Source organism: Rossellomorea vietnamensis NBRC 101237 (genome assembly GCF_001591825.1).
Lineage (GTDB): Bacteria > Bacillota > Bacilli > Bacillales > Bacillaceae_B > Rossellomorea > Rossellomorea vietnamensis.
Genome location: NZ_BCVQ01000010.1, coordinates 1 through 18,687, shown reverse-complemented (window position 1 = coordinate 18,687; position 18,687 = coordinate 1). Strand labels below are relative to the sequence as shown.

Below are 18,687 nucleotides of genomic sequence, written 5' to 3'. Positions count from 1 at the left end.
CTTGTGTGAAACTATTCGGAGGTGCTTTAATTATGGCAGTAAAAATCAGATTAAAACGTATGGGAGCAAAAAAATCTCCTTTCTATCGTATCGTAGTTGCAGATTCTCGTTCACCACGTGATGGACGTCAAATCGAAACAGTTGGAACTTACAACCCGGTTGCTAAACCAGCTGAAGTGAAAATCGATGAAGAGTTAGCTCTTAAATGGTTATCAAATGGTGCAAAGCCATCTGACACAGTTCGTAACCTATTCTCAAACCAAGGCATTATGGAAAAATTCCACAATGCTAAAAACAGCAAGTAATCGATTAGATCGATGAAAGATCTTATTCTAACGATTGTGAAACCCCTGGTTGACCATCCGGACTCTGTCCGCGTCGATTTGGATGAAGGAACGAACGGGTTAACTTATAAGTTATCCGTTCACCCCGAGGATATGGGTAAGGTCATTGGGAAACAGGGGCGAGTAGCTAAATCGATTCGAACTGTGGTATACGCTGCAGCAGGATCTTCACAACAGAAGAAAATTTTCTTAGAGATAGTGGAGTAAGAAAGCTTCCTTAAGCTCATTACAATAAGCTCTAAGAATCAGGGGACTGACCCACAAAGGTTACTACTTAGCCTTAAGACGTCAGTCCCCTTTTTCATAGGGTGACCGCCGTGTAATGGTATACTATCGTCAGAAGGGTTCTGAAAGCCCCATACAAGCCGTTTCTCCCCTAAGAACACCCTTAAGACCATGACATCAGTGAGGGGTGAACAAAAGGAGGAGGAAAGACGTTGAACGTGATACATACGATAACCATTAAACAAGTCCTCACAGAAAAGAGTAAGGACCTGTTAATGAAACGCTATGAAAATCAAAAGTTTCATCTGAAAAAGGAAAGTGATCAGCTTCAGTTCGAAATGAAAAAGATTGAACGTGGCAAGAAATACCCCACTCATAAATTAAATCAGCATTTTGAAAAAGAATTGAATGAACGGGCAGAAAAAATCAAGCTATTGGATTTTCAAATGGAACAGCTGAATATCCTCCCGATCGGCAGCGAGCTGAAGGAAAAGGAAGTCCAGGGTATGATGGACATTCAAGTTGGTGACAATTGGGAGGAAGAAACCCTTTCAAAGACGATTGTCATAGAAGACGGTATAGTGAAGGAAATACGTTAATGCAAGAGGTGAATGCGATGGAAAAGTGGTTTAATGTAGGTAAGATTGTCAACACTCATGGAGTGAAAGGGGAAGTGAAAGTCGTTTCGACGACAGATTTCCCCGAAGAGCGTTATCAGAAAGGGAACACTCTCTATTTGTTCCGAAATGGCCAGGAACCCCTAGGTCTCGTGATCAAATCTCACAGAAATCATAAAAGTTTTGATTTGCTTACGTTTGAAGGGTATGAAAATATCAATGAGGTTGAGAAGTTTAAAGAAGGCATCCTGAAGGTGCAGGAAGACCAGTTACAGGAACTGGACGAAGGAGAATACTATCTCCATGAAATCGTCGGCTGTAAGGTAGTGACGACTGCAGGAGAAGAGCTGGGTACCGTCAAGGAGATTTTAAGCCCGGGTGCGAATGATGTATGGGTAGTGAAGGGTGAGCGAGGGAAAGAGTACCTCATCCCCTATATAGAGGATATCGTGAAAATGGTTGATATTGAGGATCAGCTTATTACCATTGAGCCGATGGAAGGTCTCTTATCATGATGAGAATTGACGTCCTCTCTTTATTCCCTGGTATGTTCGAAGGGATCTTCGGTGATTCCATCTTAAAAAAGGCCTCTGAGAAAGCAGCCGTTACTTATAATGTGATTAACTTCCGTGAGTACGCTGATAACAAACATAATCAGGTGGATGATTACCCTTACGGCGGGGGGGCTGGAATGGTGTTGAAGCCCCAGCCTATATTCGATGCAGTCGATGCCTTGAAAAAAGAAGAAGGATCTACGCCGCGGGTCATCCTCATGTGCCCACAGGGAGAACGATATACCCAGCAAAAGGCTGAAGAGTTGTCGAAAGAAGATCACCTCGTGTTTATTTGCGGTCATTATGAAGGCTACGATGAACGAATCAGAGAGCACGTGGTAACCGACGAAATCTCCATTGGTGACTATGTGTTGACCGGCGGGGAACTCGGTGCGATGGTAGTCATAGATAGTGTTGTCCGTCTGCTTCCGGGAGTCCTTGGGAATGAGGATTCTCCCATACTTGATTCGTTCTCTTCAGGTCTCTTAGAGCATCCTCATTACACCCGTCCTTCGGATTTCAGAGGGATGAAGGTGCCCGGAGAGCTGATTTCAGGAAACCATCGCCTGATCGATGAATGGAGAGAGAAAGAGAGCCTGAGAAGGACCTATGAGAGAAGACCGGATCTATTAGAGAGTTATCCCCTCACAGATCGACAGAAGGCGTGGATAGAGGAATGGAGAAACTCTAAATAGGCTATTGCATCCTGAATGCCTGTATGATATTATATTCTTTGTGGCTTGAGGAGTTAATTCCTGAAGTCATGGATCCCGATGTTCCGCTGCAATCAATCGCTTTTGTAAGAGCATCTGTTGGAAGGAGTTGAATAAGATGCACAAATTAATCGAAGATATTACGAAAGAACAACTTCGCTCTGATCTACCATCTTTCCGTCCTGGTGATACAGTACGTGTACACGTTAACATCGTTGAGGGTACTCGTGAACGTATTCAGGTATACGAAGGAGTAGTAATCAAACGCCGTGGTGGCGGTATCAGCGAAACATTTACTGTTCGTAAAATTTCTTACGGTGTAGGTGTTGAGCGTACTTTCCCAGTACACACACCTAAAATCGCTAAATTAGAAGTTATTCGTCGCGGTAAAGTCCGTCGTGCGAAACTTTACTACCTACGTAATCTACGTGGTAAAGCGGCTCGTATTAAAGAAATTCGATAAGAACGTAAGAAAAGGAGCTTGGAGACAAGCTCCTTTTCCTTTTTCTAAAACCCTTCGTCAAGGGAATGAAAAGAGGATATCGACTATTTTCGGGAAACCACCAATTTTTAATGAGAATTAGAAGAATTTCTAGTAGAATAGAAAAAGATAGAAAAAATCATGGGTGGTGGAGATGTGGTTAAAGAAAAAAACGAGTGGTGGGAATGGATGAAGGCCCTGTTAATCGCAGTTGGATTAGCAGCTATCATCAGATTCTTTTTATTTGCCCCCATCGTAGTTGACGGATTATCAATGATGCCTACTTTACATAATGGTGACCGAATGATTGTAAGTAAACTGGGGGAGCCTGAGCGCTTCGATATCGTCGTTTTCCATGCCCCTGAGCAAAAGGATTATATCAAACGGGTCATCGGCCTGCCGGGGGATAAAGTAGAGTATAAAAATGATACATTATATATAAATGGTAAAGCCTATACTGAACCATATCTCAAGGAATACAAAGATCAATTGGACGGCGGTGTCTTAACCGAAGATTTCTCATTAAAGGATATAACCGGTGAAGAAAGAGTACCGGATGGAGAAATTTTTGTTATGGGGGATAACCGTCGATTCAGTAAAGATAGCCGTCATATCGGGACGGTCTCGACCGATGAGGTAATCGGGGACACGAAAGTGATCTATTGGCCTGTTAAAGATTTCGGTTTGGTGAAATAATAGAAAAAAGTGTTTGGAGGTGGTCATATGACGATACAATGGTTTCCAGGGCATATGGCTAAAGCTCGTAGACAGGTTACTGAGAAATTAAAACTTGTAGACATAGTGATTGAATTAGTAGATGCAAGAATACCGTTATCATCGAGAAATCCGATGATTGAAGAAATCATCGGTCAAAAGCCGCGACTCGTCTTATTAAATAAGGCAGACATGGCAGACACAAACAGGACCAATCAGTGGATTGCCTACTTTAAAGAGCAGGGGATCACCGCACTTGCGGTCAATGCACAAGCCGGCAAAGGACTTCAAGTCATCGTGCAGGCTGCTAAAGAGATCCTGAAAGATAAATTCGATCGCATGAAGTCCAGGGGAATGAGACCCCGGGCGATCAGGGCAATGATCGTGGGGATTCCAAACGTGGGTAAATCCACCTTGATCAACAGGCTGGCGAAGAAGAACATCGCCAAAACAGGAAATACACCTGGTGTGACGAAAGCCCAGCAATGGATCAAGGTCGGTAAAGAGCTTGAACTGCTCGACACCCCCGGCATTTTATGGCCGAAGTTCGAGGATCCCAAGGTAGGCTATAAACTTGCATTGACGGGAGCAATCAAAGATACCATCCTGAATTTGCAGGACATTGCCGTATATGGCCTTCGTTTTCTTGCAGAGCATTATCCAGAGCGATTAGAGGAGCGTTACGGCCTCGAAGGGATATCTGAAGAGGTAGTGGATAGCTTTGATAAGATCGGGGCTAAAAGAGGCTGTCTGATGGCGGGTGGAGAAGTCAATTATGACAAGACTTCTGAAATCATCGTCAGGGATATACGGAATGTTCAGTTAGGACCCATGACATTTGATTTTATTGGTGAAGCTGAAACAGATAGTGAATAATGGCAGAGGCTGTATAAAGGGAATGGATCTCTTTGACACAGCCTCTTTATTTTTGTGCGGGATATCCGATATAGATGAGGAGGAACATACGTGACGAAAGTACATAGAACGATCAGTGAAATCAAACAGTTGATCGGGACACTGAAAGAGTCTGATCCGATTTTGGAAGAATTGAAACTGGACGAGAGAAAAGGTGTTCAGAAACTTCTGCTTCAGATCGAAAGGGGACGAAAGAAACAGGCTAAGGAGAAAAAGGAGTTTCAAGACCTCACACGATATGAAGAGGAGCTGCGTCTTCAAGGGTTTACCCGTATCGCCGGGATAGACGAAGTGGGAAGGGGACCTCTTGCAGGGCCGGTCGTAACGGCGGCCGTCATCCTTCCCCAAGACTTCTACCTGGCAGGATTGAATGACAGCAAGAAACTTTCAGAAGGTAAAAGGGAAGAGTATTATGAATACATCCAACATCATGCGATTTCAATTGGAGTTGGAATGGTCCACGCGGAGGAGATCGATTCCATCAATATTTATCAAGCAACGAAAAAAGCGATGAATGAAGCAATCGTAAAGCTGCCGGTTCAGCCTGATTACTTATTGATCGACGCAATGAAGATTGTATCGCCGTATCCGAGTCAGTCAATCATCAAAGGGGATTCGAAAAGCATATCCATTGCGGCAGCTTCCATTATCGCAAAGGTTACGAGAGACAGGATGATGAAGGAGTATGCTGAAAAATATCCCGGCTATGCTTTCGAGAAAAATGCAGGGTATGGAACAAAAGACCATTTAATTGGGCTTGAGCAATTAGGAGTGACCCCGCTTCACCGGAAAAGCTTCGCACCGGTAAAGGAGCTTCTGCAGACAAAGGGATAAGTGTTTTTAATAAATTGTAGGATGAATACCATAGGACAGGGGATGAGAGAATGACCCACATTCACGGTACTGCAAGGAATCAGACACTGTCCTCCCTTGGTGGAAAACCATTTTCGGTCCAGGGAGGAAGGATTATCTATATAAAGGTACATAAGTTGATGGGTGACGATCTGGCAGAAGTTTCTGCAAACGGTCAGAGGTTCTTGGCAAAGCTTGAATCTCCTTTGAAAGAAGGAGAGCGTCAATGGGTTGAAGTGAAGCAGACAGAGACAGGAATCAGCCTCAAATTGATCCCGTCTCCTCAAAGTGATGGTGAGGGTATGGCTTCTAAACTCCTGAATCATCTATCCGTTTCGGGCGATGAGAAAGAAATGACTTCTTTGGTCAAGGAGCTTGTGAAGGATAAGATACCGATCCATAAAGAGATGCTGGCGTTTGCAGGGAAGCATGTGACAGGGAAAGATGCACCTCTTCATTCAAAGATCATCGTGGAAATGGCTAAGAGGAACATGCCATTTACAGACAGGGTATTCCTTTCGATGAAAGCGGAGGAAAAGGGTGATTTTATTTCCATGCTTGATACTCTTTCTTCAAGGTTAAAAGAAGCGGGAGGAGATGGAGGCACTCTTCAAATGATTCAAAGGCTTCAGGAACCCTTGAGAAGAAATATATCTGAAAATCTTCTCATCAAAGCCTTGACGGTTTTAGCGGATTCCTCCCAGACCTACGCTACCCGTTTGGGACACTTCGATGTATTGAAGTCCCTTGGATTCATCCCGGGTGAAACGGTCATGAATCAATGGAAGGAAGGATTATCGGGTATGATCCTTGATAGGGTGACATCAGATATGGGGGTCGAGCTATCGTCATCTGAAGGGCTTCGAAGCGGTCGTAGCGAGGCTTCAGGATCCGGCCAAGAATCCACAAAGCAAGCTTCCTCCCTTGTGCATAAATGGATGAACGTCCTTACAGGCTCACTAACCCGCCTGGAGGGAATCGAAGAGGAGACGCCTGAAGCAGCGGCGAGACAGCTCATCGGATTAGCAGGGAAAGAAAGGCTAGTGGAAGTGAACGTTAGCAGGCTTGAACAGATATGGGGGAAAGGTGCCCCTTCCTCCAATCAGGTGAAAATCTTTCAGATGCTTTACCACCAGACGGTATCGGACCTGACGGAACAAATTCAGGGAGATGAATTGGCCAAAGTGTTAAAAAGGGTGATCGGTGACTTTGGAATCAACTATGAAGCTCAGCTCCATAGAGGATATGACGTCCAGAACCAGACACTGAAGGAGCATCTTATCGGGCTAAGCCAGAACCATCCGGCGTCTGACATTCGCCAATTAGCCGATGACATTGTTCTGAGAATGAACCATCAAGTGCTTCATTCCCAGGATCCATCCCCTCTCCTAACAATCGTGCAACAGTTTCCAATGTACCTGTTTGGACGAAACACGGATATCACCTTACAATGGACAGGAAAAGAGAAAGAAAAGGGAGTCATCGACGGTGACTATTGTCGAGTATTATTTTACCTTAATATGAAGGAAATGGATGAAACCCTGATCGATATGCAGGTTCAGCACCGTGTCATTTCACTTACCGTTTGGAATGACCATCCAGCAGCAGAAGCGTTGTCCCAGCCTTTCATTCCTGATTTGAAACATGCCCTCGAGAAATTGGACTATCAGTTATCCGCCGTAAAGGTGAAGAAACCCGATAAACACGAAAGCCTCTCAGAAAGAATCTTAGGGGATGAGTTCAATCAGATATTTTCCGGAGTTGATGTAAGGATATGAAAAGCCGGCACGAGAGAAAAGAAGCGATCGCTCTGGGTTATAATCAGCAGGACGGGTCGGCCCCGAAAATCGTGGCAAAAGGAAAAGGGATGATCGCTGAAAACATCCTGTCAAAAGCAAGTGAGCATGGAGTGCCTGTTCAAGAGGATAAGAGTCTTTTATCCCTGCTCGGCAACCTGGATATCGGTGAATCCATCCCGGAGGAATTATACGGGGCCGTAGCGGAAGTGTTTGCGTTTATCTACCGTTTGGACAGAGACATATCCAGGAAAGAATAACCGGATGGAAGTCACCGTGAAGATGTTAGACTGATTAGGTGAAATATATTTTTTGAGTATAATAATTTATGTGCATTTCTCCCAGTAAAAATGGCTTGATATGGATGGATTCTATCAAAATATGTTCAGAATTTTTAAATTAATATAATATTTTTAGCATAATGGTAGACATATATACTGTCATTTTATACAATGAAAGCGCAGTCTATTTTTTGAAGAGTTTGATAGGAGGATGGAAAATGAATATCCATGAATATCAAGGTAAAGAAATCCTCAGAAATTACGGGGTATCCGTACCAAATGGTAAAGTGGCTTTTACAGCTGAAGAGGCAGTAGAAGCGGCGAAGACGTTAGATTCTAGCGTATATGTTGTAAAGGCGCAAATCCACGCAGGTGGCCGGGGTAAAGCTGGCGGAGTCAAAATCGCCAAGAGCCTTGACGAAGTGCGTACATATGCAGAGGAATTAATCGGAAAAACTTTAGTTACTCACCAAACGGGTCCTGAAGGTAAGGAAGTAAAGCGCTTACTTATCGAAGAAGGCTGTGATATTAAGAAAGAGTACTATGTAGGTCTTGTACTCGACCGTGCAACTTCACAGGTTGTCCTGATGGCTTCTGAAGAAGGCGGAACGGAAATCGAAGAAGTAGCGGAACAAACACCTGAGAAAATCTTTAAAGAGTACATCGATCCAGTGGTTGGATTAACGGGTTTCCAAGCGAGACGTATTGCATTCAATATCAATATCCCTCAAAAACTTGTAGGGAAAGCAGCTAAGTTCATGATGGGTCTTTACAATGTGTATATCCAAAAGGATGCTTCCATTGTTGAAATCAACCCGTTAGTCGTGACAGGTGATGGAGACGTCATGGCACTTGATGCGAAGTTCAACTTCGATTCAAATGCATTATACCGTCAAAAGGATGTCATCGAATTACGAGATCTGGAAGAAGAAGATGCAAAAGAAATCGAAGCTTCCAAATATGACCTGAGCTATATTTCCCTTGACGGTAATATCGGCTGTATGGTTAATGGAGCAGGACTTGCCATGGCTACAATGGACATCGTGAAGCATTATGGCGGAGATCCCGCTAACTTCCTGGACGTTGGGGGCGGTGCAACGGCAGAGAAGGTAACGGAAGCATTCAAAATCATCCTTTCTGATGAAAACGTTAAAGGTATATTCGTCAATATCTTCGGTGGAATCATGAAGTGTGACGTCATTGCAACAGGTGTTGTTGAAGCAGCTAAGCAGATCGGTCTTCAAGTACCACTTGTGGTTCGTCTTGAAGGGACGAATGTTGACTTAGGGAAAGAAATTCTTAATGAGTCAGGATTGAATATTATTGCAGCTGAATCCATGGCAGACGGCGCACAAAAAATCGTTGAGCAAGTAGGCTGAGAAAGGCGGGGGACTAATGAGCGTATTTATTAATAAAGATACCAAGGTTGTTGTACAAGGAATTACAGGATCAACAGCTCTTTTCCATACAAAGCAAATGCTTGAATACGGTACACAGATCGTGGCAGGTGTTACACCTGGAAAAGGCGGAACAGAGGTTGAAGGCGTACCTGTTTTCAATACTGTGGAAGAAGCGAAGAAAGCAACTGGCGTAAATGCTTCCGTTATTTATGTTCCTGCTCCATTTGCAGCAGATGCAATCATGGAAGCGGTAGATGCCGAGCTTGATTTGGCCATTTGTATCACAGAGCATATCCCTGTATTGGATATGGTGAAGGTAAAGCGTTATATGGAAGGCAAGAAAACACGCCTTGTCGGGCCTAACTGTCCTGGAGTCATCACTCCTGATGAGTGTAAGATCGGAATCATGCCTGGCTACATCCATACAAAAGGCCATGTTGGGGTTGTTTCCCGTTCTGGTACACTGACGTATGAAGCCGTTCACCAACTTTCACAAGCTGGAATCGGACAGTCTACGGCAGTAGGTATCGGTGGAGATCCTGTAAACGGTACAGATTTCATCGACGTATTGAAAGCATTCAATGAAGATGAGGATACGTATGCCGTGATCATGATCGGTGAAATCGGAGGTACTGCTGAGGAAGAAGCCGCTGAGTGGATCAAGGCTAACATGACGAAGCCAGTAGTAGGCTTCATCGGTGGACGTACGGCTCCTCCAGGGAAACGTATGGGTCATGCCGGTGCGATTATTTCAGGTGGTAAAGGGACGGCAGATGAGAAAATCCGCGTCATGAACGAATGTGGAATTCAAGTTGCGCCGACTCCATCTGATATGGGTGAAACATTGATCACGGTTCTTAAAGAAGAAGGAATCCTCGATAAATGTAAAACGCATTAATCTTTTACTGAGACTGACAGCTTGGCTGTCAGTCTCAGTTTTATCTATATAAATGATCGTTAGGAGGCTTTTAATGGAAGGAAACCGTCACCTTGTCTTTCATATTCATCACTGCCGAGGAATCGGCTTGAAAGGAATCAAACGATTGGTTCAAACCCATCAGGATCTTTACTCTGTCCTTCGACTCCCTAAATCAAAGCTCCAACAAATAACCCATGCTACTACTACGAATCTAGAAACCTTCTATAAAGACCTCCATTCCTTTCCTTCAAAGCGCTATATGGAGCTCTATGCCGAGAACCATATAGAGTGGATCACCGTGTTTGATGAAGATTATCCCGCCTTGTTGAAAAATGTATATGATCCGCCATTTCTACTCTTTTTAAAAGGGGACAGGAAACTTCTCCACGCTTCTCCAAAATTGGCTGTCATAGGCTCCAGAAACGCCACTTCCTACACAGAAAAAGTACTTCACACCATGATTCCACAACTGGTCAAACGTGAAGTTGTGATCGTAAGCGGACTGGCTAAAGGGGCTGACACAATCGCTCATAAAGAAGCGATAAGGTCAGGTGGCAGAACGATCGGTGTGCTCGGAGGAGGATTCCAGCATATTTATCCTAAGCAAAATGTTGATTTGGCCAATCATATGATGGACCATCACCTCCTCCTTTCGGAATATCCCCCTTATATCAAACCTGAAAGATGGCATTTTCCATTTAGAAATCGAATCATCAGTGGCCTCAGTGATGCGGTACTTGTCACCGAAGCGACAAAAAAGAGCGGTACGTTCATCACGGCTGATTATGCATTGAATGAAGGGAGAGAAGTCCTGTGTTTACCAGGGTCCATACACGATCCGTTGGCAGAAGGAACAAACACCCTGATTCAAGAAGGTGCCAAAATGGTTCTGTCAATAGAAGACATATTCTCAGAGCTCAGTGTATAAACTTCAAAAATATGATGTAAAATCTATTAATAAAGGGTTTTTGTGAACATGAAACAGCGAATATCACATGTAATTCATACAAAATGGTTGCATTTATGGTAAAACTGTTATACATTTTGCAACAGGTATCAAAAACTGTATATAAGAGAAATAAATAGATAAGAGCAGTACTTCTCTACACTGAATTCATTCTTACACCTATGTGAATGTAAGTGTAAACGTTTCCGTTTGTACTTGTAGAAAGAACATTCCAAGGTGCTATAAAACAGTGATTATTTTCCTCTTTAAGGAGGCTAATTGGATGGCAGATTATTTAGTAATAGTGGAATCGCCGGCTAAGGCGAAAACGATTGAACGTTATTTAGGTAAAAAATATAAGGTCAGGGCATCAATGGGACACGTCAGGGACTTGCCAAAAAGTCAGATGGGCGTCGATGTCGAAAATGAATTCGAACCAAAGTATATCACCATACGCGGTAAAGGACCCGTATTAAAAGAATTAAAAACCGCTGCGAAAAAAGTGAAAAGAATCTTTCTGGCTGCCGACCCCGACAGAGAAGGGGAAGCAATTGCATGGCACTTGGCTCATAGCCTTGATATGGATACCACATCAGAATGCCGGGTCGTATTCAACGAAATCACGAAGGATGCGATCAAAGAATCATTCAAGCATCCACGTGCAATCAATATGGACCTGGTGGATGCCCAGCAGGCAAGAAGGATCCTGGACCGGTTAGTTGGTTACAACATCAGCCCATTATTATGGAAAAAGGTGAAAAAGGGACTAAGTGCAGGTCGGGTCCAGTCCGTTGCGGTCCGGTTGATCATCGACAGGGAAAATGAAATCAAAGCCTTCACTCCGGAAGAGTATTGGTCCATCGAAGCGGAATTCACAAAAGGTAGCGATACATTCCAGGCATCATTTTATGGCATTGACGGTAAAAAGGTGGAATTGAAAAACGAAGAAGAAGTAAAGGATGTTCTTGGTAAGGTGAAAGGGAAGTCTTTCGAAGTGAATAAAGTCACAAAGAAAGAAAGAAAGAGAAATCCTGCACCACCGTTTACTACTTCATCACTCCAGCAGGAGGCAGCCCGTAAATTGAATTTCCGGGCAAAGAAGACGATGATGCTTGCACAGCAGTTATACGAAGGAATCGAAATGGGGAAACAAGGAACCGTCGGATTTATCACATACATGAGAACGGACTCCACCCGGATTTCTGAAGTAGCTCAGAAAGAAGCCAATGAATATATCGTGAATAAATATGGCGAGGATTTTATCAAGCAGTCTGAGCGTAAAGAGAAAAAACAGCAAAAAGCCCAGGATGCCCATGAAGCCGTCCGGCCGACCAGTACCCTGAGGGATCCGTCATCGGTTAAGCAGTTCCTTTCAAGAGACCAGTATCGCCTGTATAAATTGATCTGGGAACGTTTCGTAGCGAGTGAGATGGCACCTGCGATCATGGACACGATGAGTGTAGATCTCGTAAACGGCTCCGTCATGTTCAGGGCATCAGGTTCGAAAGTGAAATTCCCCGGTTTTATGAAAGTATACGTCGAGGGGTCGGATGATCAAAAAGAGGAAAAGGACAATTTCCTTCCAGCACTTGAAGAAAACGATAAGGTGAAAAGTGAAAACATTGATCCAAATCAGCATTTCACACAGCCGCCGCCAAGATACACCGAGGCAAGACTCGTGAAAACATTGGAAGAACTCGGTATCGGAAGACCGTCCACATACGCTCCTACACTTGATACGATTCAAAGGAGAGGGTACGTTACTCTGGATAACAAGCGATTTATCCCGACGGAACTTGGAGAAATCGTGTTAGAGTTAGTGAGGGAATTCTTTCCTGATATCATCGATGTCGAGTTCACGGCTAACATGGAACGGAGCCTGGATGACATTGAGGATGGCAATGTGAAGTGGGAAAGAATCATTGACCGGTTTTATCAGGATTTTGAAAAGCATCTCGAAAAAGCGGAAAATGAAATGGAGAAAATTGAAATCCGTGATGAACCTGCCGGGGAAGACTGTGAAGAATGCGGCCACGCAATGGTATTCAAGATGGGACGATACGGCAAGTTCATGGCATGCAGCAACTTTCCTGATTGTCGTAATACCAAGCCAATCGTGAAAGAAATCGGTGTGAAATGTCCTAAATGTGAAAAAGGGAATATCATCGAGCGTAAAAGCAAGAAGAAGCGTATTTTCTACGGGTGTGACCAGTATCCTGAATGTGATTTCTTATCATGGGATAAACCGATTGAACGGAAATGTCCGAAATGTTCAGAGCTGCTCGTGGAGAAGAAGCTTAAAAAGGGTAATCAAATTCAATGTACGAATTGTGATTATAAAGAAGAACCTCAGAAATAGTGATCAAAAACGATTGATTGTTGAACAATGAAGGAATACAATGGAACGAGGGACTGTCCCAACAGGTGATTTCTCTATTACCTGGTGGGTCAGCCCTTTTATGTTTTCTCTGAATCTTTGTAACAAATGATACATATTTTCAATATACAATTATCTTTCTTATCATTGTCCCTTGGTGTACAATGCAAATTGGATAAAGCGTTCGGAATGTAGGAGGTCAACAGATAAATGTCAGTAAATGTTATTGGAGCAGGGTTAGCAGGTAGTGAAGCGGCTTGGCAGATTGCGAAAAGGGGAATAAAGGTCAACCTTTTCGAAATGAGACCCATCATTAAAACCCCTGCCCACCATACAGATAAATTTGCAGAACTGGTGTGTAGTAATTCCCTTAGAGCGAATACACTTACGAATGCAGTCGGTGTATTAAAAGAAGAAATGAGACGGTTGGATTCAGTCATCATGTCAGCAGCGGATGCCTGCTCTGTACCGGCTGGAGGCGCACTCGCCGTGGATCGTCATGAATTTGCAGCACTTGTCACAAACAAAGTGAAGAACCACCCGAATGTTACCGTGTTTAATGAGGAAGTAACGGATCTACCCGAGGGGATCACCATTGTTGCTACCGGGCCCCTGACGAGTGAAGGCCTTTCAAATCAAATCAAACGACTGACAGGGGAGGAACATTTATACTTCTATGACGCGGCTGCCCCGATCATAGAGAAGGACTCCATCGATATGGACAAAGTATATTTAAAGTCCAGGTATGACAAAGGTGAAGCTGCATATTTGAACTGCCCCATGACCGAGAGTGAGTTCAATAGATTCTATGAAGCCCTTATTTCTGCTGAGACGGTTCCGTTGAAAGAATTTGAGAAAGAGGTTTTCTTTGAAGGATGTATGCCCATCGAGGTAATGGCTTCCCGCGGGAAGAAGACGATGTTATTCGGCCCCCTTAAGCCGGTCGGACTTGAAGATCCTAAAACAGGTAAACGTCCATATGCTGTTGTGCAATTAAGACAGGATGATGCAGCGGGGACTCTTTACAATATTGTGGGATTCCAAACCCATTTAAAGTGGGGACCTCAGAAAGAAGTTCTACAATTGATCCCTGGCCTGGAGAATGCCGATATTGTACGGTACGGCGTCATGCACAGGAATACCTTCATCAATTCACCCAATGTTCTGAAGGACACGTATCAATTAAAGAATCATGAGAACCTGTTTTTCGCCGGGCAAATGACAGGTGTGGAAGGATATGTGGAATCTGCTGCCAGCGGATTGATTGCAGGTATCAATGCAGCCAAACTCGCAGCTCGAGAAGAACCCGTCGTGTTTCCGTACGAAACGGCCATGGGAAGTATGGCAAGATATATCACTACAGCGAATAAACATAACTTTCAACCGATGAATGCCAATTTCGGTCTTTTCCCGGAATTGCCAAAAAAGGTAAAAGGGAAAAAAGAACGCAATGAGCAGCATGCAAGCAGGGCCTTGGAAACAATTCAGAACTTTGTGAAAAAAGTGTAAAATTCGTTGCAAGGGTCCCCCGGTTGTGTTACTATTTAGTAGCCCTTGTGAGGTGTTAAACATGAATAAGCAATTAGATGAACAATTACATTCCTTTACTGAATATTTACAAATAGAAAAACATTATTCTGTTCATACATTTGAACAATATCGTCATGATATCGAAGAGTTTTACGTATTTATGAAAGAACAAGGTTTACGTTCATTAAAAGATGTCGAGTATTCTGATGCACGACTTTTTTTAACTAAGCTGCATGATCACGGTTTAAAGAGGTCTTCCGTCTCAAGGAAGGTTTCGAGCATTAGAAGCTTTTACCGTTATTTAAATCGGGAAAAGCAACTACTCGATAACCCCTTTTCGTTTGTCAATCTTCCGAAGAAGGAACAGCGATTGCCGGCCTTTTTTTATGAGGAGGAAATACAGGCGTTGCTGGATGCTTGTAATGGGGAGACCCCATTAGAGATGCGTAACCTGGCCATATTCGAACTTCTTTATGCGACGGGGATCCGTGTCAGTGAGTGTACGAATATACAGTTAGGTGACGTGGACCTTGGGATGTCCACGCTGCTGGTCAAAGGGAAAGGGAAAAAAGAAAGGTATGTCCCATTTGGGAGCTTTGCCCATGATGCCTTAGAACAATACATATTACATTCCCGGCCGAAGCTTGCGAAGGATGTTTCCCATACTCAATTGCTGGTCAACCATCGTGGTGGAGCATTAACCCAAAGAGGCATCCGTCTCATCTTAAATAAGATGATCGAGAAAGCATCTTTGACGGGGAAGATACATCCCCATAAGCTGCGTCACACATTTGCAACCCATTTATTAAATAATGGCGCCGATTTAAGGACGGTTCAGGAACTTCTTGGACACGCTCAGCTTTCATCCACCCAGTTGTATACCCATGTATCCAAGGATCAGTTACGAAAAACGTATTTAGCACATCACCCACGTGCTTAGAAGAGTTGGAGGTTTAGGAAATGGATCAATTCCACGCAACCACTATATTTGCCGTACAGCATAATGGCAAGTGTGCGATGTCCGGTGACGGGCAGGTTACATTCGGTAATTCAGTTGTCATGAAGCATACGGCAAAAAAAGTACGAAAGCTTTTTAATGGAAAAGTATTGGCTGGATTCGCGGGATCTGTTGCCGATGCGTTTACTTTGTCTGAAATGTTTGAAGGGAAGCTTCAGGAGTTTAACGGAAATCTTCCAAGAGCTGCAGTCGAGCTCGCGAAACAGTGGAGGAGCGATAAAGTACTGAGAAAGCTTGAAGCGATGTTGATTGTCATGGATGAAAGCCACCTGCTGTTGATTTCAGGGACAGGTGAAGTGATCGAACCGGATGATGGGATTCTGGCAATCGGTTCCGGTGGGAATTATGCATTATCCGCCGGCAGGGCATTAAAACAGTATGCCGGAGACCACTTGACTGCTAAGGAAATCGCCCGTTCTTCCCTTCAGATCGCTGCCGATATATGTGTATATACGAATAACCAAATTATCGTTGAAGAGCTTTAAGAAGCTTCAGATAAGAATTGATATTCTCTCACACTATAAGAAAGTAAGGAGTGTGCCATTTGATGAAGAATACTGATCACTTAACCCCAAGGCAAATAGTTGAACGATTGGATCAATATATTGTAGGCCAGAAGGACGCCAAAAGAGCGGTTGCCGTAGCCCTGAGAAATCGTTATAGACGGAGCCTTCTGTCCGATGTATTGAAAGATGAAGTGATTCCAAAGAATATCCTAATGATGGGTCCGACAGGTGTCGGTAAAACGGAAATAGCCAGAAGGATCGCAAAATTGGTCCGTGCCCCATTTGTAAAAGTGGAGGCAACCAAATTTACGGAAGTGGGTTATGTTGGACGTGATGTTGAATCGATGGTCAGAGATCTGGTGGAGACATCTGTCCGTCTGGTGAAAGAGGAGAAAATGGTCGGTGTCCGGGAAAGGGCAGCTGAAAATGCAAGTCGCCGTCTGGTAGAGCTGGTGGTGCCGTCCAAGAAGAAATCATCGTCTTATAAGAACCCATTCGAAATGATCTTCGGCGGTAACGGGGCACAAGGGACATCTGAAGAAGAGGAAGAAAAGCAGGAAGAGATTTCTCTCCAAGAGCAAAGAAGAAGAATGGAAAAAAGACTTGAAAATGGTGAATTGGAAGAAGAATTCATCACGATTGAAGTCGAGGAGCAGCAAGCATCCATGTTTGATATGCTTCAAGGATCGGGAATGGAACAAATGGGGATGAATATGCAGGATGCCCTGAGTAATTTCATGCCGAAGAAAAAGAAAAAGCGTAAACTGAAGGTGAAGGAAGCAAGAGTGGTGCTGACAAATGAGGAAGCTCAAAAGCTTATTGATATGGATGAAGTAACCCAGGAGGCAATCATTCGTGCAGAGCAATCCGGGATCATCTTCATCGATGAAATCGATAAAATTGCCAGCAAGAGCTCAGGACAATCTTCTGCTGATGTATCCAGGGAAGGTGTTCAACGTGACATCCTTCCGGTTGTGGAAGGATCGACCATTGTCACGAAATATGGATCAGTGAAGACGGATCATGTCCTGTTCATTGCAGCCGGTGCCTTCCACATGAGTAAACCTTCCGATCTCATCCCTGAATTGCAGGGACGTTTCCCGATCAGGGTTGAACTTCAGAAGTTGTCTACAGACGACTTCGTGAGGATCCTTATCGAACCGGATAATGCCATCATTAAACAATATATCGCTTTAATGGAAACAGAAGGTATACAAATTGAATTTTCTGACGATGCTATTCGTAGACTTGCTGAAATCGCTTATGATGTGAATCAGAATACTGATAATATCGGGGCCAGAAGACTTCATACAATCATGGAAAAACTACTTGAAGACCTATCCTTTGAAGCGCCTGATATCACCCTGGAGACGGTAAAGATCACACCGCAATATGTGGATGATAAGCTTGGCGCCATTTCAAAAGATAAAGATCTGAGTCAGTTCATCCTTTAAGTTTTTCCTTACCCTTTATGGGGTATAGGTAGATGGATTAAGGATCATATAAAATTAAATAATAGATACACTTTAGTTGTAGTAGGAGGAAACGTAATGAATTTATTAGGTAAAACAAGAACGATCAATGCCATGTTGCAAAAAGCTGCTGGGAAACCGGTGAACTTCAAAGAAATGTCCGAAACATTAAGTCAGGTGATCGAGGCGAATGTCTTCGTGGTTAGCCGTCGTGGAAAACTACTTGGCTACGCCATCAATCAACAAATCGAAAATGAACGAATGAAGCAGATGCTTGCTGACCGTCAATTCCCTGAGGAATATACTCAAAATTTATTTAATGTACAAGAAACATCTCCCAACTTGGATGTGAATAGCGAATATACCGCTTTCCCTGTTGAAAATAGAGAGTTCTTCAAAAATGGTTTAACGACCATCGTCCCTATCATCGGTGGGGGGGAAAGATTAGGAACATTAATCCTTGCTCGTCTTGAAGCAAGCTTTGAAGATGATGATCTCATTCTTGCTGAATATGGTGCAACGGTAGTAGGTATGGAGATCCTTCGTGAAAAAGCGGAAGAAATCGAAGTGGAAGCGAGAAGCAAGGCTGTCGTCCAAATGGCAATCAGCTCCCTTTCATACAGTGAGTTAGAAGCCATTGAACACATCTTTGAAGAGCTAAATGGAAATGAAGGACTTCTGGTTGCTTCTAAAATTGCAGATAGAGTCGGAATTACCCGCTCAGTGATTGTCAACGCCCTTCGCAAGCTTGAAAGTGCAGGCGTGATCGAATCCCGTTCCCTTGGAATGAAAGGTACTTACATCAAGGTATTAAATAATAAATTCTTGGTGGAATTAGATAAATTACGTACAAACTAATACAAAAAAGCTGTTTCCCTCTGGGAAGCAGCTTTTTTTGTATTAATTGATGCTGGGACAAGAGTGCTTTGTTAAAAGAAAATCCAAACGTATCCGAAATTCATTATTAAAATCGGAATCGTTCTATCATTTGGCTATTTTCGTAAATACTGTTGCTATTGAATGAAGT

General features: G+C 43.5%; 20 protein-coding genes. All 20 read left to right on the top strand.

The window, feature by feature from the left end; genetic code table 11:
- The first annotated feature begins 32 nt into the window (after positions 1–32).
- The 20 genes from rpsP to codY all read left to right on the top strand — a co-directional run bounded on the left by rpsP (position 33) and on the right by codY (position 18,518).
- Positions 33–305 (top strand): 30S ribosomal protein S16, encoded by a 273-nt coding sequence (gene rpsP, locus BVI01S_RS07560; protein WP_034755689.1) that lies wholly within the window; start codon positions 33–35, stop codon positions 303–305.
- Between the two features lie 12 nt (positions 306–317).
- Positions 318–551 carry a KH domain-containing protein gene (locus BVI01S_RS07555; RefSeq protein WP_034755686.1) on the top strand — a complete coding sequence of 78 codons (234 nt, stop codon included), beginning with the start codon at positions 318–320 and terminating at the stop codon, positions 549–551.
- Positions 552–781: 230 nt separating this feature from the next.
- Positions 782–1,168: a YlqD family protein gene (locus BVI01S_RS07550; RefSeq protein ID WP_034755683.1), complete on the top strand. Its 387-nt coding sequence runs from the start codon at positions 782–784 to the stop codon at positions 1,166–1,168.
- Positions 1,169–1,185: 17 nt separating this feature from the next.
- Positions 1,186–1,701: a ribosome maturation factor RimM gene (gene rimM / locus BVI01S_RS07545; RefSeq protein WP_034760343.1), complete on the top strand. Its 516-nt coding sequence runs from the start codon at positions 1,186–1,188 to the stop codon at positions 1,699–1,701.
- Positions 1,701–2,435, top strand: a complete 735-nt coding sequence (gene trmD, locus BVI01S_RS07540) for a tRNA (guanosine(37)-N1)-methyltransferase TrmD (protein ID WP_167562105.1) — start codon at positions 1,701–1,703, stop codon at positions 2,433–2,435. Before rimM ends, trmD begins: the two co-directional genes overlap by 1 nt.
- A gap of 136 nt (positions 2,436–2,571) precedes the next feature.
- Positions 2,572–2,916 (top strand): 50S ribosomal protein L19, encoded by a 345-nt coding sequence (rplS, locus tag BVI01S_RS07535; RefSeq protein ID WP_032088854.1) that lies wholly within the window; start codon positions 2,572–2,574, stop codon positions 2,914–2,916.
- Between the two features lie 174 nt (positions 2,917–3,090).
- On the top strand, positions 3,091–3,630 hold the full coding sequence (lepB, locus tag BVI01S_RS07530; protein ID WP_034755663.1) for a signal peptidase I: 540 nt from the start codon (positions 3,091–3,093) through the stop codon (positions 3,628–3,630).
- Between the two features lie 27 nt (positions 3,631–3,657).
- Positions 3,658–4,524, top strand: a complete 867-nt coding sequence (gene ylqF, locus BVI01S_RS07525; protein WP_034755660.1) for a ribosome biogenesis GTPase YlqF — start codon at positions 3,658–3,660, stop codon at positions 4,522–4,524.
- Positions 4,525–4,614: 90 nt separating this feature from the next.
- Positions 4,615–5,397 carry a ribonuclease HII gene (gene rnhB / locus BVI01S_RS07520; protein ID WP_034755658.1) on the top strand — a complete coding sequence of 261 codons (783 nt, stop codon included), beginning with the start codon at positions 4,615–4,617 and terminating at the stop codon, positions 5,395–5,397.
- A 50-nt stretch (positions 5,398–5,447) separates the two neighbouring features.
- The gene (locus tag BVI01S_RS07515) at positions 5,448–7,193 is read left to right on the top strand and encodes a TP0910 N-terminal domain-containing protein (RefSeq protein ID WP_034755656.1); all 1,746 of its coding nucleotides are present in this window, start codon (positions 5,448–5,450) and stop codon (positions 7,191–7,193) included.
- A complete protein-coding gene (locus BVI01S_RS07510; RefSeq protein ID WP_034755655.1) occupies positions 7,190–7,471 on the top strand; it encodes an EscU/YscU/HrcU family type III secretion system export apparatus switch protein in 282 nt (93 codons plus the stop codon). The genes BVI01S_RS07515 and BVI01S_RS07510 overlap by 4 nt, the downstream gene beginning before the upstream one ends.
- Before the next feature lie 239 nt (positions 7,472–7,710).
- The gene (gene sucC, locus BVI01S_RS07505; protein WP_034755652.1) at positions 7,711–8,871 is read left to right on the top strand and encodes an ADP-forming succinate--CoA ligase subunit beta; all 1,161 of its coding nucleotides are present in this window, start codon (positions 7,711–7,713) and stop codon (positions 8,869–8,871) included.
- Between the two features lie 16 nt (positions 8,872–8,887).
- The gene (gene sucD / locus BVI01S_RS07500) at positions 8,888–9,790 is read left to right on the top strand and encodes a succinate--CoA ligase subunit alpha (RefSeq protein ID WP_034755649.1); all 903 of its coding nucleotides are present in this window, start codon (positions 8,888–8,890) and stop codon (positions 9,788–9,790) included.
- A gap of 73 nt (positions 9,791–9,863) precedes the next feature.
- Positions 9,864–10,739, top strand: coding sequence for a DNA-processing protein DprA (gene dprA, locus BVI01S_RS07495; protein WP_061809809.1), 876 nt, complete (start codon positions 9,864–9,866; stop codon positions 10,737–10,739).
- Positions 10,740–11,040: 301 nt separating this feature from the next.
- Positions 11,041–13,116, top strand: coding sequence for a type I DNA topoisomerase (gene topA, locus BVI01S_RS07490; protein WP_061809808.1), 2,076 nt, complete (start codon positions 11,041–11,043; stop codon positions 13,114–13,116).
- Positions 13,117–13,344: 228 nt separating this feature from the next.
- Positions 13,345–14,643 (top strand): FADH(2)-oxidizing methylenetetrahydrofolate--tRNA-(uracil(54)-C(5))-methyltransferase TrmFO, encoded by a 1,299-nt coding sequence (gene trmFO / locus BVI01S_RS07485; protein ID WP_061809807.1) that lies wholly within the window; start codon positions 13,345–13,347, stop codon positions 14,641–14,643.
- Between the two features lie 61 nt (positions 14,644–14,704).
- Positions 14,705–15,604, top strand: coding sequence for a tyrosine recombinase XerC (gene xerC, locus BVI01S_RS07480; RefSeq protein WP_061809806.1), 900 nt, complete (start codon positions 14,705–14,707; stop codon positions 15,602–15,604).
- A gap of 20 nt (positions 15,605–15,624) precedes the next feature.
- Positions 15,625–16,167 carry an ATP-dependent protease subunit HslV gene (gene hslV / locus BVI01S_RS07475; protein ID WP_034755638.1) on the top strand — a complete coding sequence of 181 codons (543 nt, stop codon included), beginning with the start codon at positions 15,625–15,627 and terminating at the stop codon, positions 16,165–16,167.
- A 62-nt stretch (positions 16,168–16,229) separates the two neighbouring features.
- Positions 16,230–17,642 (top strand): ATP-dependent protease ATPase subunit HslU, encoded by a 1,413-nt coding sequence (gene hslU / locus BVI01S_RS07470; protein WP_034755635.1) that lies wholly within the window; start codon positions 16,230–16,232, stop codon positions 17,640–17,642.
- Positions 17,643–17,738: 96 nt separating this feature from the next.
- Complete coding sequence (codY, locus tag BVI01S_RS07465) at positions 17,739–18,518, top strand: GTP-sensing pleiotropic transcriptional regulator CodY (protein ID WP_034755633.1); 780 nt, start codon at positions 17,739–17,741, stop codon at positions 18,516–18,518.
- The last annotated feature ends 169 nt before the right edge of the window (positions 18,519–18,687 follow it).

What these genes read in the sequence shown, in the direction of transcription:
- trmD (WP_167562105.1), top strand. Translation starts at nt 1,701, where the DNA reads ATGAGAATTGACGTCCTCTCTTTATTCCCTGGTATGTTCGAAGGGATC.
- BVI01S_RS07555 (WP_034755686.1), top strand. Translation starts at nt 318, where the DNA reads ATGAAAGATCTTATTCTAACGATTGTGAAACCCCTGGTTGACCATCCG.
- rpsP (WP_034755689.1), top strand. Translation starts at nt 33, where the DNA reads ATGGCAGTAAAAATCAGATTAAAACGTATGGGAGCAAAAAAATCTCCT.
- rplS (WP_032088854.1), top strand. Translation starts at nt 2,572, where the DNA reads ATGCACAAATTAATCGAAGATATTACGAAAGAACAACTTCGCTCTGAT.
- trmFO (WP_061809807.1), top strand. Translation starts at nt 13,345, where the DNA reads ATGTCAGTAAATGTTATTGGAGCAGGGTTAGCAGGTAGTGAAGCGGCT.
- dprA (WP_061809809.1), top strand. Translation starts at nt 9,864, where the DNA reads ATGGAAGGAAACCGTCACCTTGTCTTTCATATTCATCACTGCCGAGGA.
- sucD (WP_034755649.1), top strand. Translation starts at nt 8,888, where the DNA reads ATGAGCGTATTTATTAATAAAGATACCAAGGTTGTTGTACAAGGAATT.
- topA (WP_061809808.1), top strand. Translation starts at nt 11,041, where the DNA reads ATGGCAGATTATTTAGTAATAGTGGAATCGCCGGCTAAGGCGAAAACG.
- rimM (WP_034760343.1), top strand. Translation starts at nt 1,186, where the DNA reads ATGGAAAAGTGGTTTAATGTAGGTAAGATTGTCAACACTCATGGAGTG.
- sucC (WP_034755652.1), top strand. Translation starts at nt 7,711, where the DNA reads ATGAATATCCATGAATATCAAGGTAAAGAAATCCTCAGAAATTACGGG.
- hslU (WP_034755635.1), top strand. Translation starts at nt 16,230, where the DNA reads ATGAAGAATACTGATCACTTAACCCCAAGGCAAATAGTTGAACGATTG.
- codY (WP_034755633.1), top strand. Translation starts at nt 17,739, where the DNA reads ATGAATTTATTAGGTAAAACAAGAACGATCAATGCCATGTTGCAAAAA.
- xerC (WP_061809806.1), top strand. Translation starts at nt 14,705, where the DNA reads ATGAATAAGCAATTAGATGAACAATTACATTCCTTTACTGAATATTTA.
- ylqF (WP_034755660.1), top strand. Translation starts at nt 3,658, where the DNA reads ATGACGATACAATGGTTTCCAGGGCATATGGCTAAAGCTCGTAGACAG.
- BVI01S_RS07515 (WP_034755656.1), top strand. Translation starts at nt 5,448, where the DNA reads ATGACCCACATTCACGGTACTGCAAGGAATCAGACACTGTCCTCCCTT.
- BVI01S_RS07510 (WP_034755655.1), top strand. Translation starts at nt 7,190, where the DNA reads ATGAAAAGCCGGCACGAGAGAAAAGAAGCGATCGCTCTGGGTTATAAT.
- hslV (WP_034755638.1), top strand. Translation starts at nt 15,625, where the DNA reads ATGGATCAATTCCACGCAACCACTATATTTGCCGTACAGCATAATGGC.